General features: G+C 35.2%; 24 protein-coding genes. 9 read left to right on the top strand and 15 right to left on the bottom strand.

What is annotated here, in order from left to right; translation table 11 throughout:
• The 5 genes from EA412_01955 to EA412_01975 all read right to left on the bottom strand — a co-directional run.
• Window positions 1-1686, bottom strand: a 1686-nt coding sequence (locus EA412_01955; protein ID TVR82103.1) for a hypothetical protein, incomplete at its 3' end; no start/stop codon positions are given.
• Between the two features lie 119 nt (window positions 1687-1805).
• On the bottom strand, window positions 1806-2543 hold the full coding sequence (locus tag EA412_01960) for a hypothetical protein (GenBank protein ID TVR82104.1): 738 nt from the start codon (window positions 2541-2543) through the stop codon (window positions 1806-1808).
• The gene (locus EA412_01965; GenBank protein ID TVR82105.1) at window positions 2543-5149 is read right to left on the bottom strand and encodes a hypothetical protein; all 2607 of its coding nucleotides are present in this window, start codon (window positions 5147-5149) and stop codon (window positions 2543-2545) included. The genes EA412_01960 and EA412_01965 overlap by 1 nt, the downstream gene beginning before the upstream one ends.
• Window positions 5150-5279: 130 nt before the next feature.
• A complete protein-coding gene (locus tag EA412_01970; protein TVR82106.1) occupies window positions 5280-5813 on the bottom strand; it encodes a hypothetical protein in 534 nt (177 codons plus the stop codon).
• 348 nt (window positions 5814-6161) lie between these two features.
• Complete coding sequence (locus EA412_01975) at window positions 6162-6368, bottom strand: hypothetical protein (protein ID TVR82107.1); 207 nt, start codon at window positions 6366-6368, stop codon at window positions 6162-6164.
• A gap of 143 nt (window positions 6369-6511) precedes the next feature.
• Between EA412_01975 and EA412_01980 the strand changes: the two genes are divergently transcribed.
• The 3 genes from EA412_01980 to EA412_01990 are packed head-to-tail and all read left to right on the top strand — an operon-like array spanning window position 6512 to window position 7910.
• Window positions 6512-6892: a phage holin family protein gene (locus tag EA412_01980; GenBank protein TVR82108.1), complete on the top strand. Its 381-nt coding sequence runs from the start codon at window positions 6512-6514 to the stop codon at window positions 6890-6892.
• A 51-nt stretch (window positions 6893-6943) separates the two neighbouring features.
• Window positions 6944-7417: a hypothetical protein gene (locus EA412_01985; GenBank protein TVR82109.1), complete on the top strand. Its 474-nt coding sequence runs from the start codon at window positions 6944-6946 to the stop codon at window positions 7415-7417.
• Window positions 7407-7910: a YkgJ family cysteine cluster protein gene (locus EA412_01990; GenBank protein ID TVR82110.1), complete on the top strand. Its 504-nt coding sequence runs from the start codon at window positions 7407-7409 to the stop codon at window positions 7908-7910. Before EA412_01985 ends, EA412_01990 begins: the two co-directional genes overlap by 11 nt.
• Window positions 7911-7913: 3 nt before the next feature.
• Here the strand turns inward: EA412_01990 and EA412_01995 are convergent, their stop codons facing one another.
• The gene (locus tag EA412_01995; protein TVR82111.1) at window positions 7914-9086 is read right to left on the bottom strand and encodes a sigma-54-dependent Fis family transcriptional regulator; all 1173 of its coding nucleotides are present in this window, start codon (window positions 9084-9086) and stop codon (window positions 7914-7916) included.
• Between the two features lie 248 nt (window positions 9087-9334).
• Here EA412_01995 and EA412_02000 point away from each other — a divergent pair, with 248 nt between their 5' ends.
• Window positions 9335-10075, top strand: coding sequence for a pyridoxine 5'-phosphate synthase (locus EA412_02000; protein TVR82112.1), 741 nt, complete (start codon window positions 9335-9337; stop codon window positions 10073-10075).
• Window positions 10076-10089: 14 nt separating this feature from the next.
• On the opposite strand, the gene EA412_02005 is transcribed toward EA412_02000, so the two are convergent.
• From EA412_02005 to EA412_02015, 3 genes are read right to left on the bottom strand one after another with little or no spacing between them, the layout of a single operon-like run.
• A complete protein-coding gene (locus EA412_02005; protein ID TVR82113.1) occupies window positions 10090-10878 on the bottom strand; it encodes a cobalamin-binding protein in 789 nt (262 codons plus the stop codon).
• 33 nt (window positions 10879-10911) lie between these two features.
• A complete protein-coding gene (locus EA412_02010; GenBank protein TVR82114.1) occupies window positions 10912-11889 on the bottom strand; it encodes a pyridoxal-phosphate dependent enzyme in 978 nt (325 codons plus the stop codon).
• A gap of 52 nt (window positions 11890-11941) precedes the next feature.
• Window positions 11942-13825 carry a CocE/NonD family hydrolase gene (locus EA412_02015; GenBank protein TVR82115.1) on the bottom strand — a complete coding sequence of 628 codons (1884 nt, stop codon included), beginning with the start codon at window positions 13823-13825 and terminating at the stop codon, window positions 11942-11944.
• A gap of 245 nt (window positions 13826-14070) precedes the next feature.
• Between EA412_02015 and EA412_02020 the strand changes: the two genes are divergently transcribed.
• From EA412_02020 to EA412_02030, 3 genes are all read left to right on the top strand, one after another.
• Complete coding sequence (locus tag EA412_02020) at window positions 14071-14649, top strand: hypothetical protein (protein TVR82116.1); 579 nt, start codon at window positions 14071-14073, stop codon at window positions 14647-14649.
• A gap of 94 nt (window positions 14650-14743) precedes the next feature.
• Window positions 14744-15211, top strand: a complete 468-nt coding sequence (locus EA412_02025; protein ID TVR82117.1) for a M23 family metallopeptidase — start codon at window positions 14744-14746, stop codon at window positions 15209-15211.
• Window positions 15212-15476: 265 nt separating this feature from the next.
• On the top strand, window positions 15477-16082 hold the full coding sequence (locus EA412_02030; protein ID TVR82118.1) for a hypothetical protein: 606 nt from the start codon (window positions 15477-15479) through the stop codon (window positions 16080-16082).
• Window positions 16083-16094: 12 nt separating this feature from the next.
• On the opposite strand, the gene EA412_02035 is transcribed toward EA412_02030, so the two are convergent.
• The 4 genes from EA412_02035 to EA412_02050 all read right to left on the bottom strand — a co-directional run bounded on the left by EA412_02035 (window position 16095) and on the right by EA412_02050 (window position 20542).
• A complete protein-coding gene (locus EA412_02035; GenBank protein ID TVR82119.1) occupies window positions 16095-16499 on the bottom strand; it encodes an MmcQ/YjbR family DNA-binding protein in 405 nt (134 codons plus the stop codon).
• Between the two features lie 9 nt (window positions 16500-16508).
• Complete coding sequence (locus tag EA412_02040) at window positions 16509-17006, bottom strand: hypothetical protein (GenBank protein ID TVR82120.1); 498 nt, start codon at window positions 17004-17006, stop codon at window positions 16509-16511.
• A gap of 11 nt (window positions 17007-17017) precedes the next feature.
• A complete protein-coding gene (locus EA412_02045; GenBank protein ID TVR82121.1) occupies window positions 17018-18382 on the bottom strand; it encodes an NAD-dependent succinate-semialdehyde dehydrogenase in 1365 nt (454 codons plus the stop codon).
• A 276-nt stretch (window positions 18383-18658) separates the two neighbouring features.
• Window positions 18659-20542 (bottom strand): hypothetical protein, encoded by a 1884-nt coding sequence (locus EA412_02050; GenBank protein ID TVR82122.1) that lies wholly within the window; start codon window positions 20540-20542, stop codon window positions 18659-18661.
• Window positions 20543-20781: 239 nt separating this feature from the next.
• Here EA412_02050 and EA412_02055 point away from each other — a divergent pair, with 239 nt between their 5' ends.
• Window positions 20782-21591: a DUF481 domain-containing protein gene (locus EA412_02055; protein TVR82123.1), complete on the top strand. Its 810-nt coding sequence runs from the start codon at window positions 20782-20784 to the stop codon at window positions 21589-21591.
• A gap of 2 nt (window positions 21592-21593) precedes the next feature.
• Window positions 21594-22244 (top strand): ABC transporter ATP-binding protein, encoded by a 651-nt coding sequence (locus tag EA412_02060; GenBank protein ID TVR82124.1) that lies wholly within the window; start codon window positions 21594-21596, stop codon window positions 22242-22244.
• Window positions 22245-22254: 10 nt separating this feature from the next.
• On the opposite strand, the gene EA412_02065 is transcribed toward EA412_02060, so the two are convergent.
• Both EA412_02065 and EA412_02070 read right to left on the bottom strand, forming a co-directional pair.
• Complete coding sequence (locus tag EA412_02065) at window positions 22255-24066, bottom strand: hypothetical protein (protein ID TVR82125.1); 1812 nt, start codon at window positions 24064-24066, stop codon at window positions 22255-22257.
• A gap of 89 nt (window positions 24067-24155) precedes the next feature.
• Window positions 24156-25249: alkaline phosphatase (locus EA412_02070; GenBank protein ID TVR82126.1), on the bottom strand; the 1094-nt coding region annotated here is incomplete at its 5' end.

Consider the following 25249-nt stretch of genomic DNA (forward strand, 5'->3'; position numbering starts at 1 on the left):
AATGCTGCAAGATGCAGCGAAACACTCACACTCGCGAGACGCGAGCGAGGGCGGGTAAAGCTGCCCGAGGTGGTTGGTAGCCATAGGGTTGGCAGGCCCGTTTTCGGTATCGTCACCGTAAATGAGTTTTTCACGCAAAGTAAAACCGGCTGAAGCATTGTCTTTTGCCCACAGCTTTATTAACCTGCTTAATTGATCATAGGCATTCAATACTTTTGCTCCTCTTTCATCCTGCATTTCAATGGGTTTAAACGCCGCATCAAAGATAGCTGTTTTCTCCCCGCTGTCAATATGTTTTGTCCACAAGACATTGGCTCCCTGTTCTTCCTCACCTTCACCGGTTACGGGCTTGAGGTCATATTTGTGGTGGAAAGCTACTCTTCCAAGTGCATCGGTTACTTTCAGAAGATTTCCGCGTATATCATACTCGTACTTCATCACCACATCTTCCTTTTCTTCATTTGGCTTTATATGTGCCTGATGTTCTGTGGTTTTGATGGTTCTGCCCAAGGCATCCATTACGACAGATGATGGGGTGTAGTGGTGATCATCCGGTACATTGTGGTTTTCTCCGTGGGTTTCTTTTGCTAAATCATTGGCATCGTAGGTGTAGCTTTCCCAGGGCGTAGGGGTTATTTTGTTTTGTAAGAGGTAAGTGGTTGTTGGCAACTTTGTCAAATCATCCGGGATACCAAAAATTACTCTTTGCTCACTGCCGTCAGGGTTTTTGGTGCGTACTACCTGCCCCCGTGGGTCGTAGTACATCCTAAGCTTGCGGAACTTATGCTCATTTTTGGCAGCTTCAAAGGTAAAGCCCTTGTCAAAATAGGGTTCGTATTGTTTAATGACCTGTCCTTTATTGTCGTACACCTGCCAGCCACTGACGACTACGTTCATTTTATCTGAAGGGCCTCTTTCCACGCCAATGGCATCCTCGTTAGGGTCTTCCTGCTTTTGGGGCAGGTTGCTGTTGCCAAATTGCCTGTCTGTTTTTGTTTTTCCGAAAATCACGTCTTCTGCCTGTATTCTTGTCTGTAACAAACGTCCGAATCCGTCGGTATATTCTACTTTGATAATCTCCGGTGAGTTGGTTTCATCTGTGTAGTGTTGTTCTCTCTGTATGGTCTTTACCCAGACAGGCTGTCCGTGGTTTTTAAATGCCATAAAGTCGTATTCCATTTCTACCGAGGGCTTCCATTGCTGGCTTTGCTCGTCTATGATATCGCCTTCTACGGCACCTTCTTTGCCTATCACCCCGCTCTTTGTCATCAATCCCAAAGGTGAAAAAGCAAAGACACTTCTGTTGCCGTTGGGGTCGGTAATCATCTTGGCTTGTAAAATACGGTAGTCATATTCGGCAATCGTCTCTAAATATACATCTTCATCTTCTACTTCAACTGCTTCAAAAATCCATTGTCGAGCTTTCACCGGCAACAAATCATATTCATCGTATTCTATGGTGCTGCGATTGTCAAAGGTGTCTTTGGTTTCCAGTACCAAGCCCTTAGCTGTATCCGGGTTTTTATGAAAATCGTATTTGGTTTTACTGCCGGGTACATACCAGCCTTCGGGATGATTGCCGTCATCTTTAAATTGATAACCGAGGCGTTCATCTTGGTTTTGGAGGGTGTCTGTGAAGGCTGGGGGGTAGGAAGCCGTTATATTTCTAAAAAGACATTTTTGCATGACGAATTAAAAATAAGCATTTTTTCAAAGAACGGTTTTGTTTGAGCTACTTTTTTTATATTCTACTGGCTTCGGTACATCGAAGGCTTTTGTGCAGAATCGTTGTGGAAGTAGCAGGGCTAATCTTTACATACTTTTCCACTAATAGCACTTTCGGGAATAAAACCTATAAATCTTGAGTCCACTGAGTTATGACGGTTATCACCTAAAACAAAATAAACTTTTTCTTCTAATATTTTTGTATTCAATTTTCCGCACTTAAATAAGCTATATAATGAAAAATCAAACCTGCCCAATAAACTGTATAAACCGCTAATCGTATCACCTATTTCAGGAATATAAATTGGGCCATAATCTTGTATTGTCCAAGTAGAATCACCCGGTAATATTCTCTCATGCTTATAACTTACCCTTTCAATTTGCTCAAGTGTATTAATTTTTTTCACTTCTTTTAATTGACTTTCTGTTAAATAAAGAAAGTACATATTAGCAAGCCTTGAATAAGTATGTTCTAAAGTATCCAAACCAGGCGGTGGTTTATGTGAACTGAAAGTTGCATAATATTTAAATTTTAAATTTGAGATTTCAACAGGATTATCATTTACAAAAACTTTATCATCTTGAATAAGTAGCCTGTCACCAGACTCTGCAATTATTCGATAAATCCAATTAGCCCCCTCACAATAATTATTGAAAATTATTATATCACCTTTTTTAAGATTGTTTGGACGGCAAATTTCTACTACATCACCATACATTATATTACCTTCCATAACAGTACTTGGCATTTTAGCAGTATCCTTGCAACTACTAATAAAAAGACTTAAAATTAAAAATGCTATAAAATTGTTTTTCATTATCTAAATTTAAATGTTGTTTGTCTTGGGACAAATATATTAATTGAATTACGAGTATTATCTACTTCAGATTCTTTCAACCTTGGAAACATAATACTTTCTTTAATTTCATCATCATTAACTGCTTCATTTAAAAAGTATTTGAATAAAGCTTTTTGAATAATTTTTTCTCGAAAAGTATTATAATCACTTTTACCCAATTGTGTTGGTTGCAAAACATAACTAAGAACATTTACATATCTCATAAGAGAAGCTGAATCGATTATTTTTTCTATAATATGTGACTTTATCTGATCAACAGTAAAATTTATAAGCAATTCCTCAAAAGTTGTTTCAACATTATTATCTGTTAAATCTGAAATATCAGTAATAGAAAATACTATTCGATAAGTTGCTAAAAAATCTTCCTGACTATAATCATAAATACTTCCTGGGTAAGTAGTGAAAGTATCTGGTAAATCTAATTCACTAATAATTTGAAGAGTAAGTTCATGGCGGAGATTATAAATTTCTCTTGATTCAGTTATGGCATCATTTAAAATTTCGGTATTAAATGGAGGGTTATTTCCTGTTACATTTTTACTTTCTATAATTTCAACTGTATCAAAAGATAACTCATGCATATTTCCATCTTCCCCCAATATGGTATCTCCAGCTTTTAAGTTATCTCCTCCATTTTCCCCTTCATCCTGCATCCCATCCGGATCAATTCTATTTATTGGGTTATTACTCGTGTAATGATAGGGTGTCATTCCCGGTTGTTCGAAAGCCAATGGATCTACACTCACAAACCTACACATCCACGCACTATAATACCTCGCTCCATAATAATACAGCCCGCTATGTTCATCTTTTTCTTTGCCACAGAAGCGGTAACGTTTCTTAGAAAAACTATGCAGGCTGCTTTCTCCGAATGGATAATATTCTTCTTTGTCTATTTTGCTTCCGTTTGTGTCATTTAACCGCATAACAGAAGAACCGAGATGATCTTCAAGATTATAAACCAATTCTGGTGTTGTATCTCCACTAAACGGATTCCCTACCCGTAATGTTGCTATTCGTGCCGTGTCGTCAAGGATATGCAACTCATTGTTTTCTGCTGTAACGTTATCGTTGCTGTCTTTTTTATACCGGTGTTCAAAAATTTCATCTATATAGACTGTAACTTCTACCTCTCCCTGCTGATTTCGCGTATATTTTTTAATTCTCTGTCCACCTGCATCATAAAGATAATGTTCTGCAATGCTTACTGTACTGCCATCATCTATCTTGAAAAACTTCAACTGGTCTGCATAATCCCACTCAAAAAAGCGTGAAGCGTTTTCCTGTATTTGATTTCCGCTATCATCAAAATCAAAAGTGTAGGTATTAGAACCGATCTCTACGTTATCCAACATGTTTTTTCCGGTAGCATAGTTAAATGTCCGGGTAAAACTGCCTCCATTAGCTACATGCTGCAATTCAAGGATATTACCCATTTTGTCATACATATAATTTTGTGTATAACCTCTGCGATTGTTGGAGTCAGTACATTTGGGCTTATCATCCCAAGGTGGTACAACTACATCATTACATTCCCTGCCTGTAGCCGTATTTAAGCGGTACAATGCATCGTAGGTAAAATCCCTTTCCAGCTTATCCGGTGTACCGCCATAACCGCTGTCATTTTCTTTGTGTATGATAGAAACTATGTTACCAACAAGATCATAATCATAAGCATGGTTTTGTAATATGTTCCCATCCGTTTCGTAAAGATGCTCGTTAGCCTGCTGACTGAATTGGTATCTTTCAGTCTGCTGTCTTTTCAAGCGGAAGGTATATGGATTGTATGTATATCTTGTCATCATTTTATTGCCGTAAGCTATTAACAATCGCTGCCCTTTAGCATTGTAAGCAATGTGTTTTACAAATTCGGTAATGTTCGATGATGCTATATCGTCTTTTAACTTTACAGATTGCAATGCACCGGCACGGTTGTAAGCCGGTGTTAATTCTTTACGTTTGTCATCATCATCTTCAGGGTAAAGATACGTTTTAATCCTGTTTAATGCATCATAACGGATAGAAGAAAGATACACTTTTGCATCCAATTGATTCCCGCTTCCTTCCCAGTTTACCTTAAACGATTCGTTTTGAGTCAATTCACTATCTGCTATGACCTGTCGATTTCTCTCCAGCACATTCCCTTTGAAATCATAGGCATCAAAAACAATCAATCCTGCATCTTCAAACTGTTGGTATAATTGCCCGATATGATTGGTGTTTTCCGGGTTTGAAAGATTACTATTACTTGCATCTCCATATATAAACTTTTGTCTGAGTGTTACAGACTCATTATTATTGTCTCTCGCCCAGAACTTAATCAAACGATTGAGTTCATCATACTCATTTAGTGTCAAAGCTTGTTTTTGATCTCTGCTTTCAACCGGGCGGAACATTGCGTCAACTATTATAGTTTTTTCCCCACTATCAATATGTTCTGTCCACAAGACATTTGCTCCCTGTTCTTCTTCACCTTCCCCGGTTACGGGTTTGAGGTCGTACTTGTGTTCAAAAGAAACTCTACCCAAGGCATCAATGACATTTAACGAATTAAAAATAAGCATTTTTTCAAAGAACGGTTTTAATTTGAGCTACTTTTTGTTTTCTACTGGTTTCTTTATCTGCCTTAGGCAGAGAGCTACCGAAGAGTCTTGTGTAGAATTGTTGTGAAAGTAGCACTGGAAGTTGCCTCCATCATATCCGTGTAGATAAATACAAAACTGAAAGACATAGAATAATAAATATAATTATTAAAATTCCAGAACTAAATGCCCCTAATTTATACTTATTATCAAAATAGCTTTCAATACTGATGTATGTTTTTCTTTTAATAAAAATTAAATAATTTATAAAAACTGTAAATAGAACTTGGAAAACAGGTAATAAAAATACAAAAATGTTATTAGCCTCACTTCCAATCAATGGAATCAAAAAATTTGATTTATATATGAATAATATATTGATTGGCATCCATATTAAGATGAGCAAGAAAAGTGAATATGCAGTAGATGCTCCAGTTGCAATATCATGTTTTTCTAATTTATTCCAATAACTGTCTGACTGAAATCTTTTGAAAATAATGTAGTATAAAAAATAGTATATATTGTACTTAATGTTCATAAAATTTATATGATTCCCAAAGCTCTTTCGGATTTGTAACCCCACTGTTCGTAGCATCCTTGCTAACAAGACAAAGCCGGTTATATTTCTAAAAAGACCTTTTTGCATGACAAATTAAAAATAAGCATTTTCTCAAAGAACGGTTTTATTTGAGCTACTTTTTGTTTTCTGCTGAATTCTTTATCTTCCTTAGGCAGCGATGTATCGAAGGGTTTTGTGTAGAATTGTTGTGGAAGTAGCACCCCGGCTATTAATGCGGCTAAAGTCGAGTTTCTCTTAATACTGCCCCGCCGGCTAAAACCAACGGCAATAGATGGACAAAACTTAGTTTTATTTTTAGCAAACTGGAGTCACTACGCAGAGTAATAGCACCATTAATCTACCTTTCTCCAAATAAAAAAAGGCTGATACTTTATTCGTATCAGCCCTCTCAAAGATCTTAAAAAAATAGTTTATCTATTCTTCATCTTTTTTAACGTCAGCAGCTGCTACTTCTGTTCCAGTTGATGCTTCTGCTTCATTAGCCGCTCTTTTGCTGGCACAACAAGCTTTTGCTTCAGCTTTGTCTTTTCCGGAACAAGCTTTTGCAACTTCCGTTTTTTCAGTTTCTGCAACAGCTTTTGAACCGCCGCCACAAGCAATTGCCGCATTAAATGAGAACATAGACGCTATAGCGAATGTAAATAAGAATTTTTTCATGGTTATTTATTTTATGTAAATATAGCATATCTACGCTAATTTAACAAAAAAGTTTTGATATTTTTTTTAGTAAGCCGTATGATTTATCTTTGTGTAAAATTTTATCTATGCAAGTTTTGAATTTTATCGTGACTCTTTTATTAGCAGCTATAGCTATTATAATCACATCCTATATATTGCCGGGTGTACATGTAAACTCCTTTTTAGATGCCATTATAGTCGCTGCTGTATTGAGTATCTTAAATGCTGTGGTCAAACCTATTTTAATTATTTTAACTATTCCCATTACGATTTTTACACTGGGTCTGTTTCTATTAGTGATAAATGCCCTCGTAATAATGCTGGCAGCCTGGATTGTTCCCGACTTCAATGTTGTTAATTTTTGGTGGGCTCTTTTATTTAGCTTAATTTTATCTCTGATAGTTTCTGTTTTTAATAATCTGACAGGAAAAGGCAGTAACAGAGGAGAACGTATGCAAGAATTCTGATTACCGGCATCCGTTTTTAAACCTTTTTTCGTATAAATATAAATTCTCATCATGAAACATATTTGTCTGATTTTAATTTTACTTTTTTCTATAATTTACATTACAGCATGTGAAAGTGAAATGGAAAAGAAAACGGAAGATGCTCCCAAAACAGAGGAGTCTATGCCTTTTGACTTATACGAACCCAGTCAGATGGCTGCTCTGATGCATGCCATGGAGGCTGACTTGAAAAAAATGAAAGCTACTTTAAAAGCCGGCGATGTTCCGGAATTCCCGGTTTCCTGGGAAGGTATTTTTCACGCTGAATTGACCAACCCTTCTCAGGGAGATGATTTGTTTTACGAAAAAAGTGAGCAGTTTATCGATTTAACCATAGAGTCTGTAGAAAAAATGAAAAAGGGTAGTGAGTTTAATCCTGAATTGTATAATTTGATAGTTGCTTCTTGTATAGATTGTCATCAATCCTATTGTCCCGGCCCTATCCGCAGAATTGAAAAGTTGAAATGGAAAGATCATGCAAAATGAAAATCTGAATGTTAATTCTCAAAATATTAAAGAGCATGCAGCAAAAAAACTAAAAGAAAACCGTAAATTTCTCAATAACCTTAAAAAGAACTCCAACAAAAAACTCTTGAAAATCGTACCTCAAATACATGATGAGGTTTTTGAAAAAACGAATTGCCTGGAGTGTGCAAATTGCTGCAAAACCATTAGCCCTGTATTCAAAGAGCGGGACATAAAACGCATTTCCAAACTATTTAATCTTAATGATAAGTCCTTTATTGCAACCTATTTGTTTTTAGACGAAGACAATGAATATGTTCTTCAGCAAACTCCCTGTGTGTTTTTGGGGGATGATAATAAATGCCTGATATATGACAGTCGTCCGGAAGCATGTCGTCACTATCCGCATACGGATAAAAAACCCTTGCTGAAAATTAAAAATCTAACCCTTAAAAATTCAGCTGTATGTCCGGCTGTGTATAATATTCTTGAGCGACTAAAAGATGTTTCTTAAATTTTAGTTAAAGAAAACATCTTCATCACTAATTTCTTTTCCTTCTGACATCAACACACTTCTTTCTACTGCAGTTTTTAACTCTCTGATATTTCCCGGCCAGGTATGTGAAAGCAGCTTTGCTTTTGCTTCTTTTGAAAATACTTTTTCGTCTTCTAACTGTTTTCTTAAAAAGTCTTTCAAAAAGTGGTTAGCCAATATTAGCACATCATTTTCTCTTTCTCTCAAAGGGGGTATGGTAATCATAAATCCCTGAAGACGATAATATAAATCTTCCCTGAACTTACCCTGTTCAACTAATTTTGGAAGATCTTTATTTGTTGCAGCAATTACCCGTACATTTAATTCTATTTCTCTGTTACCACCCAATCGCTGAACAACTTGCTCTTGCAATACTCTCAACAATTTAGGCTGTAAAGTAAAATCCAGCTCTCCGATTTCATCTAAAAAAATGGTTCCCTCATCAGCCTCTTCAAATCGTCCGATTCTTCTCGAGTCTGCACCGGTAAAAGCTCCTTTTTCATGCCCGAATAGCTCACTTTCCAAAAGCTCTTCCGGTATAGCTGCCATATTGACTTTCACAAAGGGCTTTTTTTTCCGGTTAGAATGGTAGTGAATGGCCTCTGCAACTAATTCTTTTCCTGTACCACTTTCGCCATTAATCAAAACCTGATAATCGGTCTTCTCAACCTTTTGAATGAGTCTCAGCAATTTCAATACTGCCGGGCTCTCCCCTATTATTTTTGTGTACTTTTCTCTTTCAATTAAACGCTCCTTTAGTACCTCCAATTCTCTCGAAGATGAGATTTGCTCAACGATTGATTTAATGGATTGCTGTAATTTTATAAAGGTATGTTGGTCTTTTGGCAAATACTCTTTTACCCCTAAATCATATAATTTTACAACAACTGACACATCTTGCTGTCCGGATATGATAATAGGATGCGTTTGAGGGGATAGCTGCTTAATTCTTTTTAATACATCTACACCATTTAAACCTTCCATATTGTAGTCTAAGGTGACTATATCCGGTAAAAGATGAATATTCTTTAAAAAATCGACCGGATTATGAAATATAGTAAGTTCAAAGCGATCATCTTTACTAAGCATCGTTTTAATAGAGTTTGCGTAAAAAACATCATCCTCCAGGATAAAGATTTTTATTAAACTTTTCATTTTTTAAAAATAGATTATTTTATTTATTGTAAAATTACAGTAAAAAGTAGTAGAAATATATCAAAGTCTTACATAGCACGATAATAGGAATCTTTTAAATGATTTTTTAGATTATTGTTTGCTAATTTTCTACTTTTATTTAAGTTTAATTGCAAAAAAGGTTTTTAAATAATCGACCAAAGTAAGATTTTTTTCTAAACAAGTAGTAAATTAAGATTTTATTTTTTAAAATAAAGGAATTGATAGATATGAAGTATTGCAAATTGAGTGTAAATATAAATAAAGTAGCATTGATTCGAAATTCAAGAGGCGGAAATTATCCTGATATATTCAAATTTGCAGAAGATTGTGAGCGTTTTGGCGCAGAAGGCATTACCGTGCATCCCAGGCCGGATGAACGCCACATACGATATAGCGACTTAGAGATACTTTCATCAGTTGTAAATACAGAATTAAATATAGAAGGATATCCGTCAGAAAAGTTTTTAACCATTATGGATAAGCTTAAACCGCATCAGGTCACATTAGTTCCTGATTCTCCGGAAGCATTAACCTCCGACAACGGCTGGGATATTATCAAATACTTTGATTTCCTGAAAGAAGTAAATAATCGCTTGCATTTCAATGGTATTCGGGTTTCGCTTTTTGTAAATGTTGACCCCAAACAGATAGAAGCAGCCTTAAAGCTGGGTATCGATAGAATTGAGTTGTACACCGGTCCTTTTGCAGAAGAGTATAAAATCAATCCGACAAATTCATTGATTCCTTTTAAAGAAATTGAAAAAAGACTGGAAGGCAGTAATTTAAGACTAAATGCAGGACATGATTTAAACCTGTATAATCTGGCAGCTCTTAAATCTGTGCTACCTTCATTAGAAGAAGTTTCTATTGGACATGCCCTTGTTTCTGATGCATTGTATTACGGGATTGAAAATACGATCGGACTGTATAAAAGAGCGCTTAGAAAAGGTGAAGAAGCCAGAGGCTAAAACTATTACATTTTTTAAAATCTGCTTTGCAGTTCTTTGAAATATGGAACTGCCTGTAGCATTCGACTTCCATACCATGAAAAAAACTCTCCATCTACCAAAGTTGCCTTTAAGTCATTTTCAAGGAATTGTTTTTTGTGTTTTTCTTTAAAAGGATATGGTTCTGAGGATAAAAACACAAAATCAGGCTCTAATGACTGAATCTCTTCTATCGTTGTTTCCGGATATCTTCTTTTTTGCTTAAAAACATTTTCAAACCCACTTCTCTCCAGCATGTCATGTATAAAAGTATCCCCGCCTACCGTCATTAAGGGGTTTTGCCAAATAATATAAGCTACACTGATTTTTTGACCTGCTTTTAAATCTAAAAAGCCCTTTTCAATTTTAGCTGCCATTTCAGAAGATTCATCCGCTTTTCCACAAATAGCCCCCAGCTTTTTTATCATTTCTAATGCACTGTCTACATCATTCACATCACTTATCCATACTGGATAATCTTTCATTAATTTTTCGACTTGTTCCTTTACATTTTCCTCTTTATTGGCTAAAATAAGGTCGGGGTTCAGGCTTTCAATTTGAGAAAAGTTAAGCTTTTTAGTGCCACCTATGCGGGTTTTTGTCCGAAAAACAGTTTCAGGATGTACGCAAAATTTTGTTATTCCGGCTATCTCATTTTCCAAACCCAAATCAGCCAGCAACTCAGTTTGAGAAGGTACTAAAGAGATAATTCTCTTAGGTGTTGAATGACATACCACTTCCCTGCCTAACTGATCTGTAAATGTATATTTTGATTTTTCGGACAAAGGGATCAATATTTTAAAAGAGCGCTAAACTTTCTAATCCAGAAATTTATTTTTTCTCATCCACTCGTCATTGTAAACTTTATTTACATAACGGGTTCCGTGATCATGGAAAATCACAACGACTAAATCATCTTTGGTTAGTTTATCTTTTAATTGTAAAAGTCCTGCCATTGCAGACCCACATGAATAACCAACGAAAATACCTTCTTTCTTAGTAATTTCTCTGGCCATTAAGGCCCCGTCTTTATCAGTTACTTTTTCAAAATAATCGATTACTGAAAAATCTACTGCCGAAGGGATAATATCTTCGCCTATACCCTCTGTTATATAGCTGTAAATTTCTTTTTCGTCTAATTCTCCGGTTTCATGATATTTTTTCAAAGCTGAGCCGTAAGTGTCAATTCCCCAAACTTTAATATTGGGATTTTTTTCTTTCAGATATTTTCCGGTACCTGAAATGGTTCCACCGGTTCCAACTCCAACAACCAAATGTGTAACTTTTCCGTTTGTTTGTTCCCAAATTTCAGGTCCGGTACCTCTGTAATGCGCTATCGGATTCGCCGCATTAAAATATTGATTTACATAAAAGGAATTGGGTGTTTCTTCGCTGATTTTTTTCGCTACCGAATAGTATGATCTCGGATCATCCGCGCTTACATCAGTAGGACAAACGATTACTTCAGCACCCACAGCCTTTAAAATATCTATTTTTTCTTTTGACTGCTTATCGTTAGTTGTAAAAATGCATTTATAACCTTTTTCAATAGCTATCAAAGCAAGTCCCATTCCGGTATTTCCTGAAGTTCCTTCAATAATAGTGCCTCCGGGCTTTAATTTGCCTGTTTTTTCAGCTTCTTCTATCATTGTAACAGCAATTCTGTCTTTAATAGAATTCCCCGGATTAAAAGATTCTACTTTTGCATATACTTTTGCCGGAATATCACCAATTACTCTCTTTAAACGAACCAAAGGCGTATTCCCGATTGTTTGTGTTATATTATCGTACATCATGCCACAAAGATACAGTAAGTTTGATTTTTATATAGTCGATTGTTAAAAAAAATCACTTTTCTACAGGTAATAAAACCTTGGATGGAAATTGATTGCATAAGTGCAAAAATAAATTTCCGGCACGGGGTTCAATATCATCAAAATGATCTGCATCTGCTCCCGCTATGGAAATTCTAATTTTATTTCCTTTTGCAAATTGATAAGAAACCGGGATTAAATCCATTTCTATTCTTACCGGCTTATAAGGAACAAGAAGTCTTTTATCAGCTTTATAATATGTCCTGTAAAATCCCGGCTTGGTATAAGCAAAGTAATTTTCATCTCTTGTTTTGCGCAAAGACAACCTTAACTGACCTTCCGTAACATAATGAATGGTTCCATCGGGCTCTACCTCTTCCAGATAGATAATTAAATTAGCATCTTCTTCATCCACTGAAACATGTAAGTCCAACAAAACATGTCCGGTGACAATCTTATTTTCCTCCAATGGATTGCTGTCGAAATATAGCAACTTGTTACTCTCAATTTGCCTGTCCGGATAACCGGTTGGTTCATACATATAAAGCTCTGTAAGGCTGTTCCACCTTGAACCGAGTCCGGAAGCAGCAGTATAATCAATTTCATAGGTTGCTTTATCCAAAATTGACGGTTCGTTAGAATCCATATGAATATGTCTGTTAGTACTATCGGCAGTAAATTGCCAACTCGTATAAAATGTATTTTCCGGCGGCCAGCTTTCAGCCCATTTCCACTTTTCTTCCCGCATGGTATAATAGTAGATTTGTGGTTCATCCATGATGCCATTTTCAATTCCTTTTAGATGATAATCAAAGAACCGCAGCATTTCCTGTTTCACATCAAACTCCATTTCTAAAGAGCTTCTGTGCGGACTTTTATTTTTCTGACTGCCATGTCGCCAGGGACCTAAAATCATTTTACCTGGATTTGAAAGTGATAAATACCCTTTTACCGCAGAATTTGCCAAAGCCCCGTCAAAATAACCACTTAAGCGATAAATAGCCGCTCCGCTTCTTTCTATTTGTGGCAAATAATTCATCACACTATAGGCATCTATTACTATACTTGTATCAAAAGAGGGATTATCATCACGGTATTGCATATTCAGCAATTCAGAAAAAATATCCGTATTATCTTTATGTTCCTCTAAAGCCATATTTAATAGTACAGCTCTCCTGTCATCATCAACCGGATTAATACTTTTCACAAAGCGATTCGCTCTTCTGCCGAATGGAGAAAAGTCATTAAAATCTAATTTTCTGGTAAAATCTCCCCACACTTCTACAAACGGGCTGTGTCTTAAGCCGCCCGGAAAAACAATATCTTCATACAAATCAAAAATACTGTTTCTGCAAAAAGCTGCTTTTAGAGCCGGATGATTATTTGTCAATAATAGCTCTGCTGTAGTTCCGGGATAGGATACTCCCATAGTGCCGACCTTTCCATTTGACCAATGCTGCTGAGCAATCCAATCAATAACATAATATCCATCTTTAACTTCTTCTTTACTGAATTCCATTTTTCTATAACCAAAAGAAGCTCCGGAGCCTCTGGTATCAACATTCATAAAGGCATATCCATTTCGTATAAAAAAATCTATTTCATCCTTCAAACCGGGTTGCACAAAAGGATTAATAATCCAACGAAAAGGCCATTTTAATTGAATTGATCGGGTGTATCTGGTATAATGTAAGATTAATGGAATTTTTTCTCCCTCTTTTAGATTTTTCGGTAAATATAAATCCACCGCTAACAAAACGCTGTCAGGCATAGGCAGATAAAATGATTGGAATGTAGATCGCTTATATAATTGCTCGTTAGGACTTTCATATACTCCGGGTGTATTTTGATTATTCAAAGCTTTTGCAGGCAAAAGAAAAACAAAACAGCAAAATGCTATAATTCCGAATGCTTTCATTTAAAAGTGCATTAAATTTTAGATTATTAACGCAAATATAGCTTTTCAAATAAAAACATTCATTGATTTTTTTCGGGAGTATGTTTTAATTCTGAAAAAGCTGTTTTGAGAATAATTCTTTTCAGTTAAAGTGTAACCTTTTTCCGAAATAAGCGTATGAAAACATAATTAAATAAAATTTTATGACAAATTTATACTCAACCCGCTTTTCATTCCTTACTCTTTTTGCTTTTGTGCTTTTTACTATGAGTTCTTGTGATAAGGACAATTATTGGGACGAAAACAATGTAGGCATTGGTAACGGAGGCGTTATTATGGCAAGTCCTTTTTATGCAGAAGCCAGTATTGACGGTAAGAAAAGAGAATTTAAAGACGGGCAGGACGGGTATAGAAATACTTTTGGCAGCAAAGGTGTAAGCCTTGACGGATTTGGTACTTTTTTAGAAAAGCAAAAAGTTGCATTTGACGGAAGCCAGAATATAACAGTATATTTTATGGAGCGCTTTTTAGATGAGCCTTCAAATGAGGATATAAAAAACATGTTTAGAAAAGGGAAATATAACTTTGGAAACAGCAATGCCGGTTCTTCCGGAGTTGAAATTGAATATAAAGACGCAAGCGGAACAGTTTGGTCAACCTCTAATGGATCAGGCATGCAAGCCGGAAGTTCATTTGAAGTAATTAATCATTACTCTAATCACTTTGATACTTATACCCCCTATATTACTGAAGCTGTTTTTAGCTGTAAGCTATATGATGACAATGGCAACGTCATGGAATTAAACAACGGAAGAGTTGTAGCCAGAACAGTAGTTACTCACTAATTTAGTTTTTAAAGCAATATTTATTCTAAAGTATCTTTACTTAAGAAGTTATGTAATCTCATAAATTCGAAATATATTTGCTTTAATTAAATAAATGACAATGAGTATAAAAATAAAATTATCCTGTTTAGCACTAAGTTTTGCCATATTAGTAAGTTTAGAGGCTTATGCCGGAAATAGCGGCAATACTTCCCCTCAAGGTATGCCAACTTTGGGAGAAGTAAGTTCAAATTTTGATGATGCTAAAGATATTAAAGGCATTCTTATAGATGCCAAATACGGCGTTCCCGTTATATCTTCAGCAGATGGAATTATTAGAATGTCCGGTGAGGATGACAGATACGGAACTTATGTTTCTGTTTATCACCAAAACGGTTATATGACTTACTATTTGTTTTTGCAAGATGTGAAAGTTAACAATGGTGACCGGGTAAAAAGAGGAGAAACCATTGGCTATACCGGTAAAAGAAATGATGGAAAGTATGGTATTGTGTATAAAGTATCCGAAAACGGTACATTTATCAACCCTGTTCCATTTATACAAAATATAGAAGAGAATTAATTAAAACTCATTTTTAGTTTAAAAGCCCTGTTTTTCAGGGCTTTTTTTGTTTTATCCACACTTACCCTCCGGGTTTTTATAAAAACCTCAAAATTAAGAGCATTTTTTGTATACTAAAAGATACATTTTCGTTAGCACAAGTAGAATAAATAGCATTTCTTATGCTAAAACATTTATTACCTTTGCATTTGAAGTTGCCATCATTTAAAATAAAGCAATGTGACAACTACCAATAATATCTTTTTTATACTTAAAACAATTTCTTATGAAAAATATGACATTTATCTTTGCCTTCATCTTTATTAGCATTTTTGTATTTGAAGATGTCTTTAGCCAAACTCGTGCTGAAAGAAGAGAGGAAAGACGTGCTGAAAGAGAAGAAAGACGAGAATGGAGAAAGCAGGCTCGTGAATACAGAAGGAATCCATTAGAGTTTAGAGATAAAATTGAAGGTTATCAGGAACAAATCTCTGAGCAATCAAGCAACATCCAAAATCTTGAGCAGGAGCTTAATCAAAAAGAAGCTATGGTGGATAGTATTAAAACCGAAACTCAGCGAATAAAGCAAGAAACAATTGATCCTAATTTATTCCCTGAAGGCTTGAGTTTTCAAATTCAAATAGGTGCTTTTGAAAAATTCAATATAGATCATTATTTCAATGGTGCTATTTTTGTAAAACCGGAGCATGAGGGTAATTATAATAAATATGTGATTGGATATTTTACCGCACTACCTGAAGCTGAAAACTTTAGAAAAGATATGCGTAAAATGGGTATTAGAGATGCCTGGATAGTACCTTATTTTGATGGTAAACGTATTTCTGATGAAGCTGCTGAAAATATTCTCGGAAAACCTTTTAGGAATAAATAAAGTGCTTTGATTTTATTTTAATAAAACTTTTATATCAGCCCTGAATTGATTTACTTCATTCAGGGCTTTTTTAATTCTTGTTTTGTCTTTAACAGTCATTTTTTCTATAACCATTAAGTATGAGTGGCAAATTAAAATGAGTATATAATCAGCTTGAATAGTGCCATCTAGCATTACTGTATTCCAATGCTTTTTATTCATATGATAGCCCGGTAAAATCGAGGGATAAACTGCTCTCAGCTCATCTATAATTTCCGAATTGCACTTTAGGTTAATGGAAGGCTGTTCACTATTAAGCGAAAGAATAGCAAAGATTTTATGGTTTACTTTAATCACTAAGCTTTGTTCGTCAAAAGGGAAACTCTGTTCGGTTTCGGGTAATGAGTCACAAAAGTCTATGATTTGTTGGATATCCACAAAGAATTTTTAGAACTTAGGTCTGTTTAAAATTGCTTCATGAATTATGGCCTGTCTTAGATCAACTACTTCTCGTTTTTCTTCTGAAATTTCAGTACTGTAGACATCAACTTTGTAAACATCTTTTTCCTGCTTCTTTAAGAAATCATCAGCCATATCTTTTTCAATAGCTTTTAACTTTTCTTCAGCATCTTTAACTTCTTTCGCCCAGGAACCAAAGTCTTCAGGCTTATTAGCGGATTTATCGTCTTCAAACTGCTGTCTTCTTTGTTGAGAAGTCGGTCTTGAAGCAGGTTTAGGTCTATCATCAACGGTAGTTTCTGTTTCCTGCTCACCGAAAATCTCCTTAAAAATATCATCAAAATCAGACTGCTTTTCTTCACTCTGAGGCTCAGGGCGTTTTCCTTTGCCCGGCTTATTCTTATCAAAGTTCTTTGAACCGGCAAAAAAACGATATAAAATAAATATCAAAAACACTAAAAGAGAGACAATTTCTTCGAAACCCATTATTTATTTATTTAATCTATCCAAACGGATTTAATATTACAAAATTCTTTTATACCATAGTGTGATAGCTCTCTCCCGTAACCTGAATTTTTAATTCCACCAAACGGAAGGCGTACATCAGATTTAACGAGTGAATTTACAAAAACATTTCCGGATTCTATACTTCTTATATAACGTTTTGCTTCATCCTCATCTTCTGTCCATACAGAAGCACCTAAGCCATAAACTGTATTATTAGCCAAAAATACAGCTTCTTTTTCATCTTTATAAGTCATAAATGAAATTGCCGGACCAAAAACTTCTTCATCAAAGGCCGGCATGCCCGGGGCAATATTTGAAAGCACTACCGGTTCAACAAAAAAACCTTTTTTTCCTATTTTATTTCCACCATAAAGTAAGTTAGCTCCTTTCTTTTGCGACAATGCAATCTGTTTTAGAAAAAGCTTTCTTAAATCATTTCTGGCCATCGGTCCCATTTGAGTTTCTTCCAGTTGGGGGTCACCGATTTTTATACTTTGCACTTTATCTAAAATGGCTTCTTTAAAAGCCTTTTCAACAGCTTTTGATATAATAAATCGCTTGGAGGCTATACAACTCTGACCGGCATTCATCAGCCTTGACTTTATGGCTATTTCAACAGCTTTTGAAATATTTGCTTTTTCAGTAATAATCATGGGGTCAGAACCACCTAATTCCAGCAACTGCTTTTTTAAATGTTTCCCGGCTATTGATGCAACTTCCGAACCGGCTTTTGAACTTCCGGTAAGACAAACCATTTGAACTCTTTTGTCAGCTATTAGCCCTGCAGCTTGCTTATTATTCAGAAATAAACTTTGAAATAAACCCTCAGGAAAACCGGCATCATGAAACAGCTTTTCTATACTTATGGCACATTGAGGAACATTAGGTGCATGCTTTAATAATACACTATTCCCCGATAAAATGGCCGGTACTGCATTGCGGAAAACTTGCCAAAAAGGAAAATTCCAGGGCATAATTTCCAATATTATACCCAAAGGTTCAAATGCAACATAACTCATTGTAGCACTTGTGCTTATAACTTCTTCCTTAAGAAGCCACTTCAATTTTTCCTGATAATATTTGCATAAGGTTATACATTTAGATATTTCAGCCTTGGAATCAACAATCGGCTTGCCCATTTCTGATGTTATCAGACCGGCAAATTCATCCTGTCTTTCTTCCAGTAATTGTATAAGGCTTTCTACATATTTTACCCTGACTGAAGGAACCAATATCTTCCACTGTTTTTGTGCTTCATCAGACTTGTTCAATACAGACATAATGTGCTTCTCATTATGCGTAGCATAAGTAGACATTACTATTTCTGTAGCCGGGTTTAATGAAATGTACTTCATTTGGTCAAAATTTTAATCTTTTCTATTAACTATGCATAAACTCTTCTGCATATTCCGCTTAACTCTAACAAACTTTATTTTAACCACTTTTTAAATATTGATTACAAAAAACGTGTTTTTATTAATCTGTATAGTTTTGAAAGCTCGCAAAATTACAATATTTAAACTAATTGAATGCACTATATGAAAGCAACAAGAAAATATAATTATAGTTGATTTGAGCGTCTTTTCATTTGAGTAATTTTTAGCTAAAAAGGAGTGTGGTTTGGTTAACTTTTACGACTCAATAAAAACATTGTGTAAATTGATGTGCAAAGTTGCTCCTTTATATTGCTGAATGCTGCTCCAATTCCAGTTTGCTTTTATTTGTCTCAATCGGCTTTCAATATCTCTTAATCCGTGACCGGCCGATATTTTTTCCGGATGAAATCCAATGCCATTATCACTCAGTTGAATATTTATCTTACTATCGGTTAGTTGTTCAACAGAAATATCAATTTTATTGCCACCCGAATGCTTCACACTATTTGAAATAAATTCTTGAAAAACACTCAGCATTTGAATCGCCGTCATGGGCTCCAGCTTTTTATCTTTATCAGCTATAATTTCCCTGAAATTCACCTTAAAGCCGGTGAATTGCTCAGTACTATTTTTCAAGTCACGTATACAATCAACAAATTCTAAAGCAGTTAGAGACTTATCATTAATAAACCAATCCTTATGCCTGATGCTTTGTACAGAATCTTGATAAACAGACGTAATAGGAATAATCTGCTGGTATAAATCCGGTTTTTCTTTTTTTAACTTTTCGGTAAAAGCGTTTATCCCATTCAATTTTGATTTTACATATTCGAGTAGTTCCCGGGATAATTTTAATCTGACTGACAAGTGTTTGTTTTTCTCTTCAGCCTTTTCTTTTAAGGCTTTAATTTTAAAAGTCTTTTTTTCTTTTTTATAAAAAGACGCCACAAATAATCCGATAGTAAAAATTAAAATTATCAAAGCTCCCGTCAGATAAAGCCGGTGATTTTTTTGGGACTCGGCTAATTGTTCTTTAGAGGTAAATAATTCATTTTGAAGCCTTTTATTTATTTGCTTTTCTTCAAGATATTTCTCTTCCAGATTTTCTATGAAAAGTGCAGATTTTTCATTTTTTAAAGAATCTTTTATCATGTAATAAGCATCCGAATATTCAATAGCTAGCTCTGCATCCCCAATGTTTTTATAATGTTCTACCTTCTGCTTTTTATATTCTGTCAACAAATTAATATCTCCGATTTGACTCAGCAAAACATACGAACTATCCCAAAATATGGTGGATTTATCAATAGAATCAGCTAAAGCATAATATAAACCTAACTTACTGTAATTTTTCACCATTTCTCTGTCTCTATTATGCTTTCTGTTTATTTCCAGTGATTGTTTTATCGTTTTTATCGCTTCATCATACATCTGCTTTTTAGCAAAAACATCCCCTTTTTTGGCTAAATATTCCCCTAAAATGTATTCGCTTAAGCTTAGTGTAAAAATCTTTTTGTGATAATATAAAGCACTATCAAGAAGACCCATACCGGAATATGCTTCGGCTTTATTGTGAAAGGCTTCAGCCAGAGCTTCGCGATTATCAGATTGTACCTCTTTTATAAGCTTTTCGTATCTGTTTGCCATTATGATAGCCTGATTGTAGTTTGAGGCAGCCTGATAAGTAAGCGATAAATTATTATATACAGAAAAAAGCAAATTATAGTCTTTTCTTTCTTCGGCTATCCGGCGAGTTAATTGCAGATATTCTAATGACTTTATATATTCCCCAACCTCTCTGAGTACCCCTGCAAAATTCAGATAAGTGTAACTTAACCATTCTTTATCATCTAAGAATTTAAAAATGTCGATAGCTTTTCTGTAAAGCTTTTCCTTGTCAGCCCCAAAGGAAAAATAATCTTCATCATTGATAGCCTGATAAAAAACAGCTTGCCCGAAAGTGTTAAAATCAAATCGAGAAAGTGCATATACTTCAAGTTTTTTGAAACTCTGCTCTGCTGCTTCAGTGTTTGTATACAAATCAGAAAGACCTTTTTGCATTAAGCTTTTAGAGTATTCATCAACCGCATAAGCCTTAAAGTTTGCAATCAGAAGGAAAAAAAGTAAGTACTTAATCATAAAAAATTGTTTGACAAATATAAAGTTTCTTCATACCGAATATTTGTAAGCAGAAAAGGTAAAAATATAACTCTTTAGGAGATAAATACGGATTCTAAAATAGCAATCTCATTAAAATAACATCTCTAAATTTTTAAAGTAAAATCGGGAAACTATTTTTAACAGAATTACTTCAACATAAACATAGGTTCCTTTTCAGGATTCTACTGATTTACGTATGTTTGATAAAATTTTTTAGAATGAAGGTGAAGTTGAAGCTTTTTTCAATATTTGTAATGCTTATTTTTTTACTCAGTGGCCACTCTGCTCTTTCTCAGATTTTAAATGTTGAAAAGATAAGGTTAGAGTCTGATACTGTTGTTAGATTTGGAGTTGATGCAGGTTTGAGTTTTAATATATACAACCGGACAGCAAGAGCTGATGAACCGGTTCGTTCGCTTTCTTTCAAAACAAATCTTGATTTGACTTTAAGCAGCCCCAAACATGCTTATTTATTATTAAATAGTCTTCGTTATCTGTCCATAAATGAATCTCCATTTATCAGCACTGCTTACAGTCATTTTAGAGCTAATTTTTTCAAGGAAAATACCTTAAGTTATGAGTTATTTGCCCAGTATCAGTATGATTTACAAAGATTTTTAGATCATCGGTATCTGGTAGGGAGTGGTATGAGATTACGGTTTATTGAAGGAGATGTGTTTACGGTTTGGGCAGGAGTTGGCGCAATGTATGAAATTGAAGAATGGGATAATCCGTTAGAGGAAGGTGTAGTAATTAGAAGGATGTTAAAAAACACGAATTATTTGAGTACAAAAATGCATATAACTGATTGGGTTAGCTTTACAACTATCGTCTATTTTCAATGGGGATATGACGGTATTGATGAAGAGCTTAGAAGCAGGATTCACACGGATAATGTACTGGAATTTGAAATTTTAGAAAACTTTTCTTTTACTACTACTTTTCAGGGAAGCTATGATACTAATCCCGTTATTCCGGTTACCAATTTTATTTATAACCTGAACAATGGTTTCACTTTAAAATTTTAATAATGCTGGTTGCTGAAAATATAAAAAAGGCCTATGGCTCGCTTGAAGTTCTAAAAGGAATCAACCTGGTGGTTGAGAAAGGTGAAATAGTTTCCATTGTTGGTGCCTCAGGTGCCGGCAAATCAACTTTATTGCACATATTGGGCACTCTTGACAGAATGGATACAGGCAGTCTTAAAATCAACGATACGGAGGTTTTTAATTTAAGTAATAAGCAGCTGGCCAACTTCAGGAATAAAGAGATCGGTTTTATCTTTCAGTTTCACCATTTATTACCGGAATTTACAGCCATAGAAAATGTTTGTATACCTGCTTTTATTGCGGGTAAATCAAAAACTCTTACCGAAAAAAGAGCTGAAGAACTCCTGGACTTAGCCGGCTTGAAAGATAGAATGCATCATAAGCCTTCAGCACTTTCAGGGGGTGAGCAGCAAAGAGTGGCCGTTGCCAGAGCTTTAATAAACAATCCGTCTATAATTTTAGCCGACGAACCTTCCGGAAACTTAGATTCGGAAAATGCAAAAATGCTTCATCAACAATTTTTTGAACTCCGGGAAAGCTTTAATCAGACTTTCATAATAGTCACTCATAATCCTGATCTAGCTGACAAAACAGACCGAAAGTTAGTTATACACGATGGAATGATAGAGTAAGATGCTTTTTTTATTCGATTTTAATACCCATTTGCTTCATTAGCTCTGTTGCATTTAAGGTTTTGCAGACACCTCTTTTTAATTTATAATCGTACTCAAAGCTGTCATTTTTAATCTGAACTTCAAATGAGTAGTTAAAAACCTTACCCGGCAAAGCTGTCTCAAGAACTCCCAGATCCAGGTCATGTGTTGCTACCATTCCGTAAGCATAAGATTCTGACAATTGAACTATATAAGCTCTGGAGCCGGTCAGTTTATCTTTTGAGTTGGTACCTTTTAGTATTTCGTCTAAAAGAATAAATACCGGTCTCCCCTCTTTTAGTTTTTCTAAAATGCTTTTTAATCTCTTCAATTCAGCATAAAAAGTTGAGGTCTCACTTTCGAGAGAATCTTTTATACGCATGCTGGTATAAATTTCAGAAGGTGAATAAGCAAATTCTGTAGCACAAACAGGAGCTCCTGTATTGGCCAAAACCATATTTATACCGGCAGCACGCAGAAAAGTACTTTTCCCTGCCATATTAGAGCCGGTTATTAACAGAATATTTCCTTTCCCGGATACTTCAACGCTGTTTGAAACTCTTTTACTGCTTTCTATTAAAGGGTGTGAAAGCTCTTTGAATGTCAAGTGAAAATCAGCTTCAGAAAGAGTCGGATAAGTAAACTCCGGATGATTGTAGGCAAATGTTCCCAATGATGCAAAAGCTTCAATAAAATCAATATCATCAAACCATTTTGCGAGATTGTTTCTGTTTTTTTCTTTCCAGCGTTTAAGCATAAATAAACATTGCAGATCCCACAAAAGCAAGCCGTTAAAAGCTATATTTAGCAACATATGAAGTCTCAGATCAAAGAAATTTAAAACCCGGCTTAAACCGTTTATTTGCAGTGAAGCGGAACCGGTACCGCTGGTATCGAGAAAGTCTTGCTGAATCTTTTTTAAGTGTTCACTTTTAAAATTAGCTTTCTCTACAAAAGAAATCCTCTCAATATACTCCTGAAGAGTTTGAACAACCTGACCGGTATCATCATGTGTTTTTTGAATAGATTTTGAATAAATTTTAATAATAGACAACTGCAAAAGTACCACTGCTAAAATCCATGCAATCGGAAGAAAAAAGATGCTCAAAATCAGCACAGTAACTGATATCAGTGGCATCAGAATTAGCAAGCTTTTTAAAAACAATCCAAATTTAAGTGGAGAAGGTTCTTCAAGCCATTTTAGCAAATTGTTGATATCTCCGGTTTTCTGATTTGTATTGCGCCCCAGAGCCTGAAAGTGTTGTCGCCATTCAACATTTTCTCTTAATTCATTCACCATTTCCTGTCTTTGAGGAACTGTTTTTTTATCCGGAATTTTAGAAAGTATATCTGCCAAAAAACGAGCCGGTCTCTTTTTAACTGTTCTGTTTATATATTGAAAGAGAGAGCCTTTTCCAAAAATATCCAAATCATCTGTGTATGGATGATGCTCATTTTTGAACTCTTCACCATCATAAGCATGACCAAAATCAAAATCCAGATAGCGGAGTTCTTCTTTATTTATTTTTAGCAATACTTCCTGATGAGTGTTTCTTCTTTTAAAACGTTCGTGGATTTTTATGATATATAAAAAAAGAACTGCTAAAACAGCTGATATACTAAGGTAAACAGTCCAGCTTAGGTTAGTAAATCTCCACAAAAAAATGATTAATGAGACAAATAAAATTAGTCTCAGCCAGGACAAGAGGTTAACTTTGTTTAATAAGCCATCATTAACTTTGTTTAATTCTTTAATACGGCTTTTATATAATTGTCTGACGGCATCCTGCTTTTCGCTCATTAATCAATATTTCCGGAGTTATTCAAAGCCTCAAAGTTAAACTTTTAAGCTTTAATCCGGCAAAATAAAAAAGCAAAAGAGAGTAAATCCTATCCTGTTGCCTCAGCAAAAGAAGGGACATTCGTTTCAACGCCTGCAGCTGAAGTCATTAGCTGGAAGAGTTCGGTGTTTCGCACAAAACCACCTAAACGTTCGCTTCCCGGACCCATAGCTGCAAGTTCTGTAAAGTCACTTGTGTGGTGTGTATTTGCCCAGGTAACCGCTAAATGCTTACCAATTACATCTGATAAGGCAACAATCAGGCTCCTTTGATTTCTGACAACATCCTGATAAAAGCTCTCATAAGTTGCTTTTTGAATAATTTCAATTTCTTTAGCATCAAGTTCTATACCGGTTGCATCTGAAATCAACTCTTTAATATAGGAAGATGAATTATTTTCTTTCAATTTTTCCATCAAGACCGTATTCGAGCGCTTGAAATTGTGAAACTTTTTAAAATCTTCAGTTGACTCGCTGTAAGACCTTCCTGAACCGGTTAAGCTCGGACTGGCATTACCATGATCTGTAGTGATAATAACTAAAGTTTCCTTATCTTTTTCTGCGAAATCCACAGCTACTTTAATTGCATCATCTAAAGCCACCTGATCGTAAATTAAACCGCCAATATCATTTGAATGAGCAGCATGGTCTACTCTTCCACCTTCGACCTGAAGAATGAAACCATTTTTATTTTTTGATAATTTTTGAATGGCAGTATCTGTGAGTTCTGCTAATGTAGGCACCTTTGTAAGTAGCTCTTCATCATTTATATGATCCAAAGTATATGGCAAATGGGATTCTGTGAACGCCCCCATGATTGGCTTATCATCCATAGGCAAGCCCATCATTTCTTCTTTTGTCTGAACAAAGTGGTAGCCTTTGTTTTTAAATTCAGCAACCATATCTCTGCCATCTTCTCTTTTATCTGCAAGGAAGTGCTCAATACCACCTCCTAACATTACATCATAGGCTTCTTCTAAATATTTTTCTGCAATTTTATCCTCTAACCATCTTTCTGTAACTGAAATGGCGAATGAGGCCGGAGTTGCATGCGTAATACGTGTAGTTGTTACACAACCGGCTGATTTCCCGGCTTCTTTAAACCATTTATTAATAGGCTTGAAAGCCTGACCCTCAGTGCCAA

The sequence above is a fragment of the Chitinophagaceae bacterium genome, assembly GCA_007695095.1.
Taxonomy (GTDB): domain Bacteria; phylum Bacteroidota; class Bacteroidia; order Chitinophagales; family REEL01; genus REEL01.

What these genes read in the sequence shown, in the direction of transcription:
- EA412_02015 (TVR82115.1), bottom strand. Translation starts at nt 13,825, where the DNA reads ATGAAAGCATTCGGAATTATAGCATTTTGCTGTTTTGTTTTTCTTTTG.
- EA412_02030 (TVR82118.1), top strand. Translation starts at nt 15,477, where the DNA reads ATGAAAAATATGACATTTATCTTTGCCTTCATCTTTATTAGCATTTTT.
- EA412_02065 (TVR82125.1), bottom strand. Translation starts at nt 24,066, where the DNA reads ATGAGCGAAAAGCAGGATGCCGTCAGACAATTATATAAAAGCCGTATT.
- EA412_02010 (TVR82114.1), bottom strand. Translation starts at nt 11,889, where the DNA reads ATGATGTACGATAATATAACACAAACAATCGGGAATACGCCTTTGGTT.
- EA412_02000 (TVR82112.1), top strand. Translation starts at nt 9,335, where the DNA reads ATGAAGTATTGCAAATTGAGTGTAAATATAAATAAAGTAGCATTGATT.
- EA412_02060 (TVR82124.1), top strand. Translation starts at nt 21,594, where the DNA reads ATGCTGGTTGCTGAAAATATAAAAAAGGCCTATGGCTCGCTTGAAGTT.
- EA412_01970 (TVR82106.1), bottom strand. Translation starts at nt 5,813, where the DNA reads ATGCAAAAAGGTCTTTTTAGAAATATAACCGGCTTTGTCTTGTTAGCA.
- EA412_01975 (TVR82107.1), bottom strand. Translation starts at nt 6,368, where the DNA reads ATGTTCTCATTTAATGCGGCAATTGCTTGTGGCGGCGGTTCAAAAGCT.
- EA412_02055 (TVR82123.1), top strand. Translation starts at nt 20,782, where the DNA reads ATGAAGGTGAAGTTGAAGCTTTTTTCAATATTTGTAATGCTTATTTTT.
- EA412_01965 (TVR82105.1), bottom strand. Translation starts at nt 5,149, where the DNA reads ATGCTTATTTTTAATTCGTTAAATGTCATTGATGCCTTGGGTAGAGTT.
- EA412_01990 (TVR82110.1), top strand. Translation starts at nt 7,407, where the DNA reads ATGCAAAATGAAAATCTGAATGTTAATTCTCAAAATATTAAAGAGCAT.
- EA412_02020 (TVR82116.1), top strand. Translation starts at nt 14,071, where the DNA reads ATGAGTTCTTGTGATAAGGACAATTATTGGGACGAAAACAATGTAGGC.
- EA412_01995 (TVR82111.1), bottom strand. Translation starts at nt 9,086, where the DNA reads ATGAAAAGTTTAATAAAAATCTTTATCCTGGAGGATGATGTTTTTTAC.
- EA412_02040 (TVR82120.1), bottom strand. Translation starts at nt 17,006, where the DNA reads ATGGGTTTCGAAGAAATTGTCTCTCTTTTAGTGTTTTTGATATTTATT.
- EA412_01980 (TVR82108.1), top strand. Translation starts at nt 6,512, where the DNA reads ATGCAAGTTTTGAATTTTATCGTGACTCTTTTATTAGCAGCTATAGCT.
- EA412_02025 (TVR82117.1), top strand. Translation starts at nt 14,744, where the DNA reads ATGACAATGAGTATAAAAATAAAATTATCCTGTTTAGCACTAAGTTTT.
- EA412_02045 (TVR82121.1), bottom strand. Translation starts at nt 18,382, where the DNA reads ATGAAGTACATTTCATTAAACCCGGCTACAGAAATAGTAATGTCTACT.
- EA412_02050 (TVR82122.1), bottom strand. Translation starts at nt 20,542, where the DNA reads ATGATTAAGTACTTACTTTTTTTCCTTCTGATTGCAAACTTTAAGGCT.
- EA412_01960 (TVR82104.1), bottom strand. Translation starts at nt 2,543, where the DNA reads ATGAAAAACAATTTTATAGCATTTTTAATTTTAAGTCTTTTTATTAGT.
- EA412_01985 (TVR82109.1), top strand. Translation starts at nt 6,944, where the DNA reads ATGAAACATATTTGTCTGATTTTAATTTTACTTTTTTCTATAATTTAC.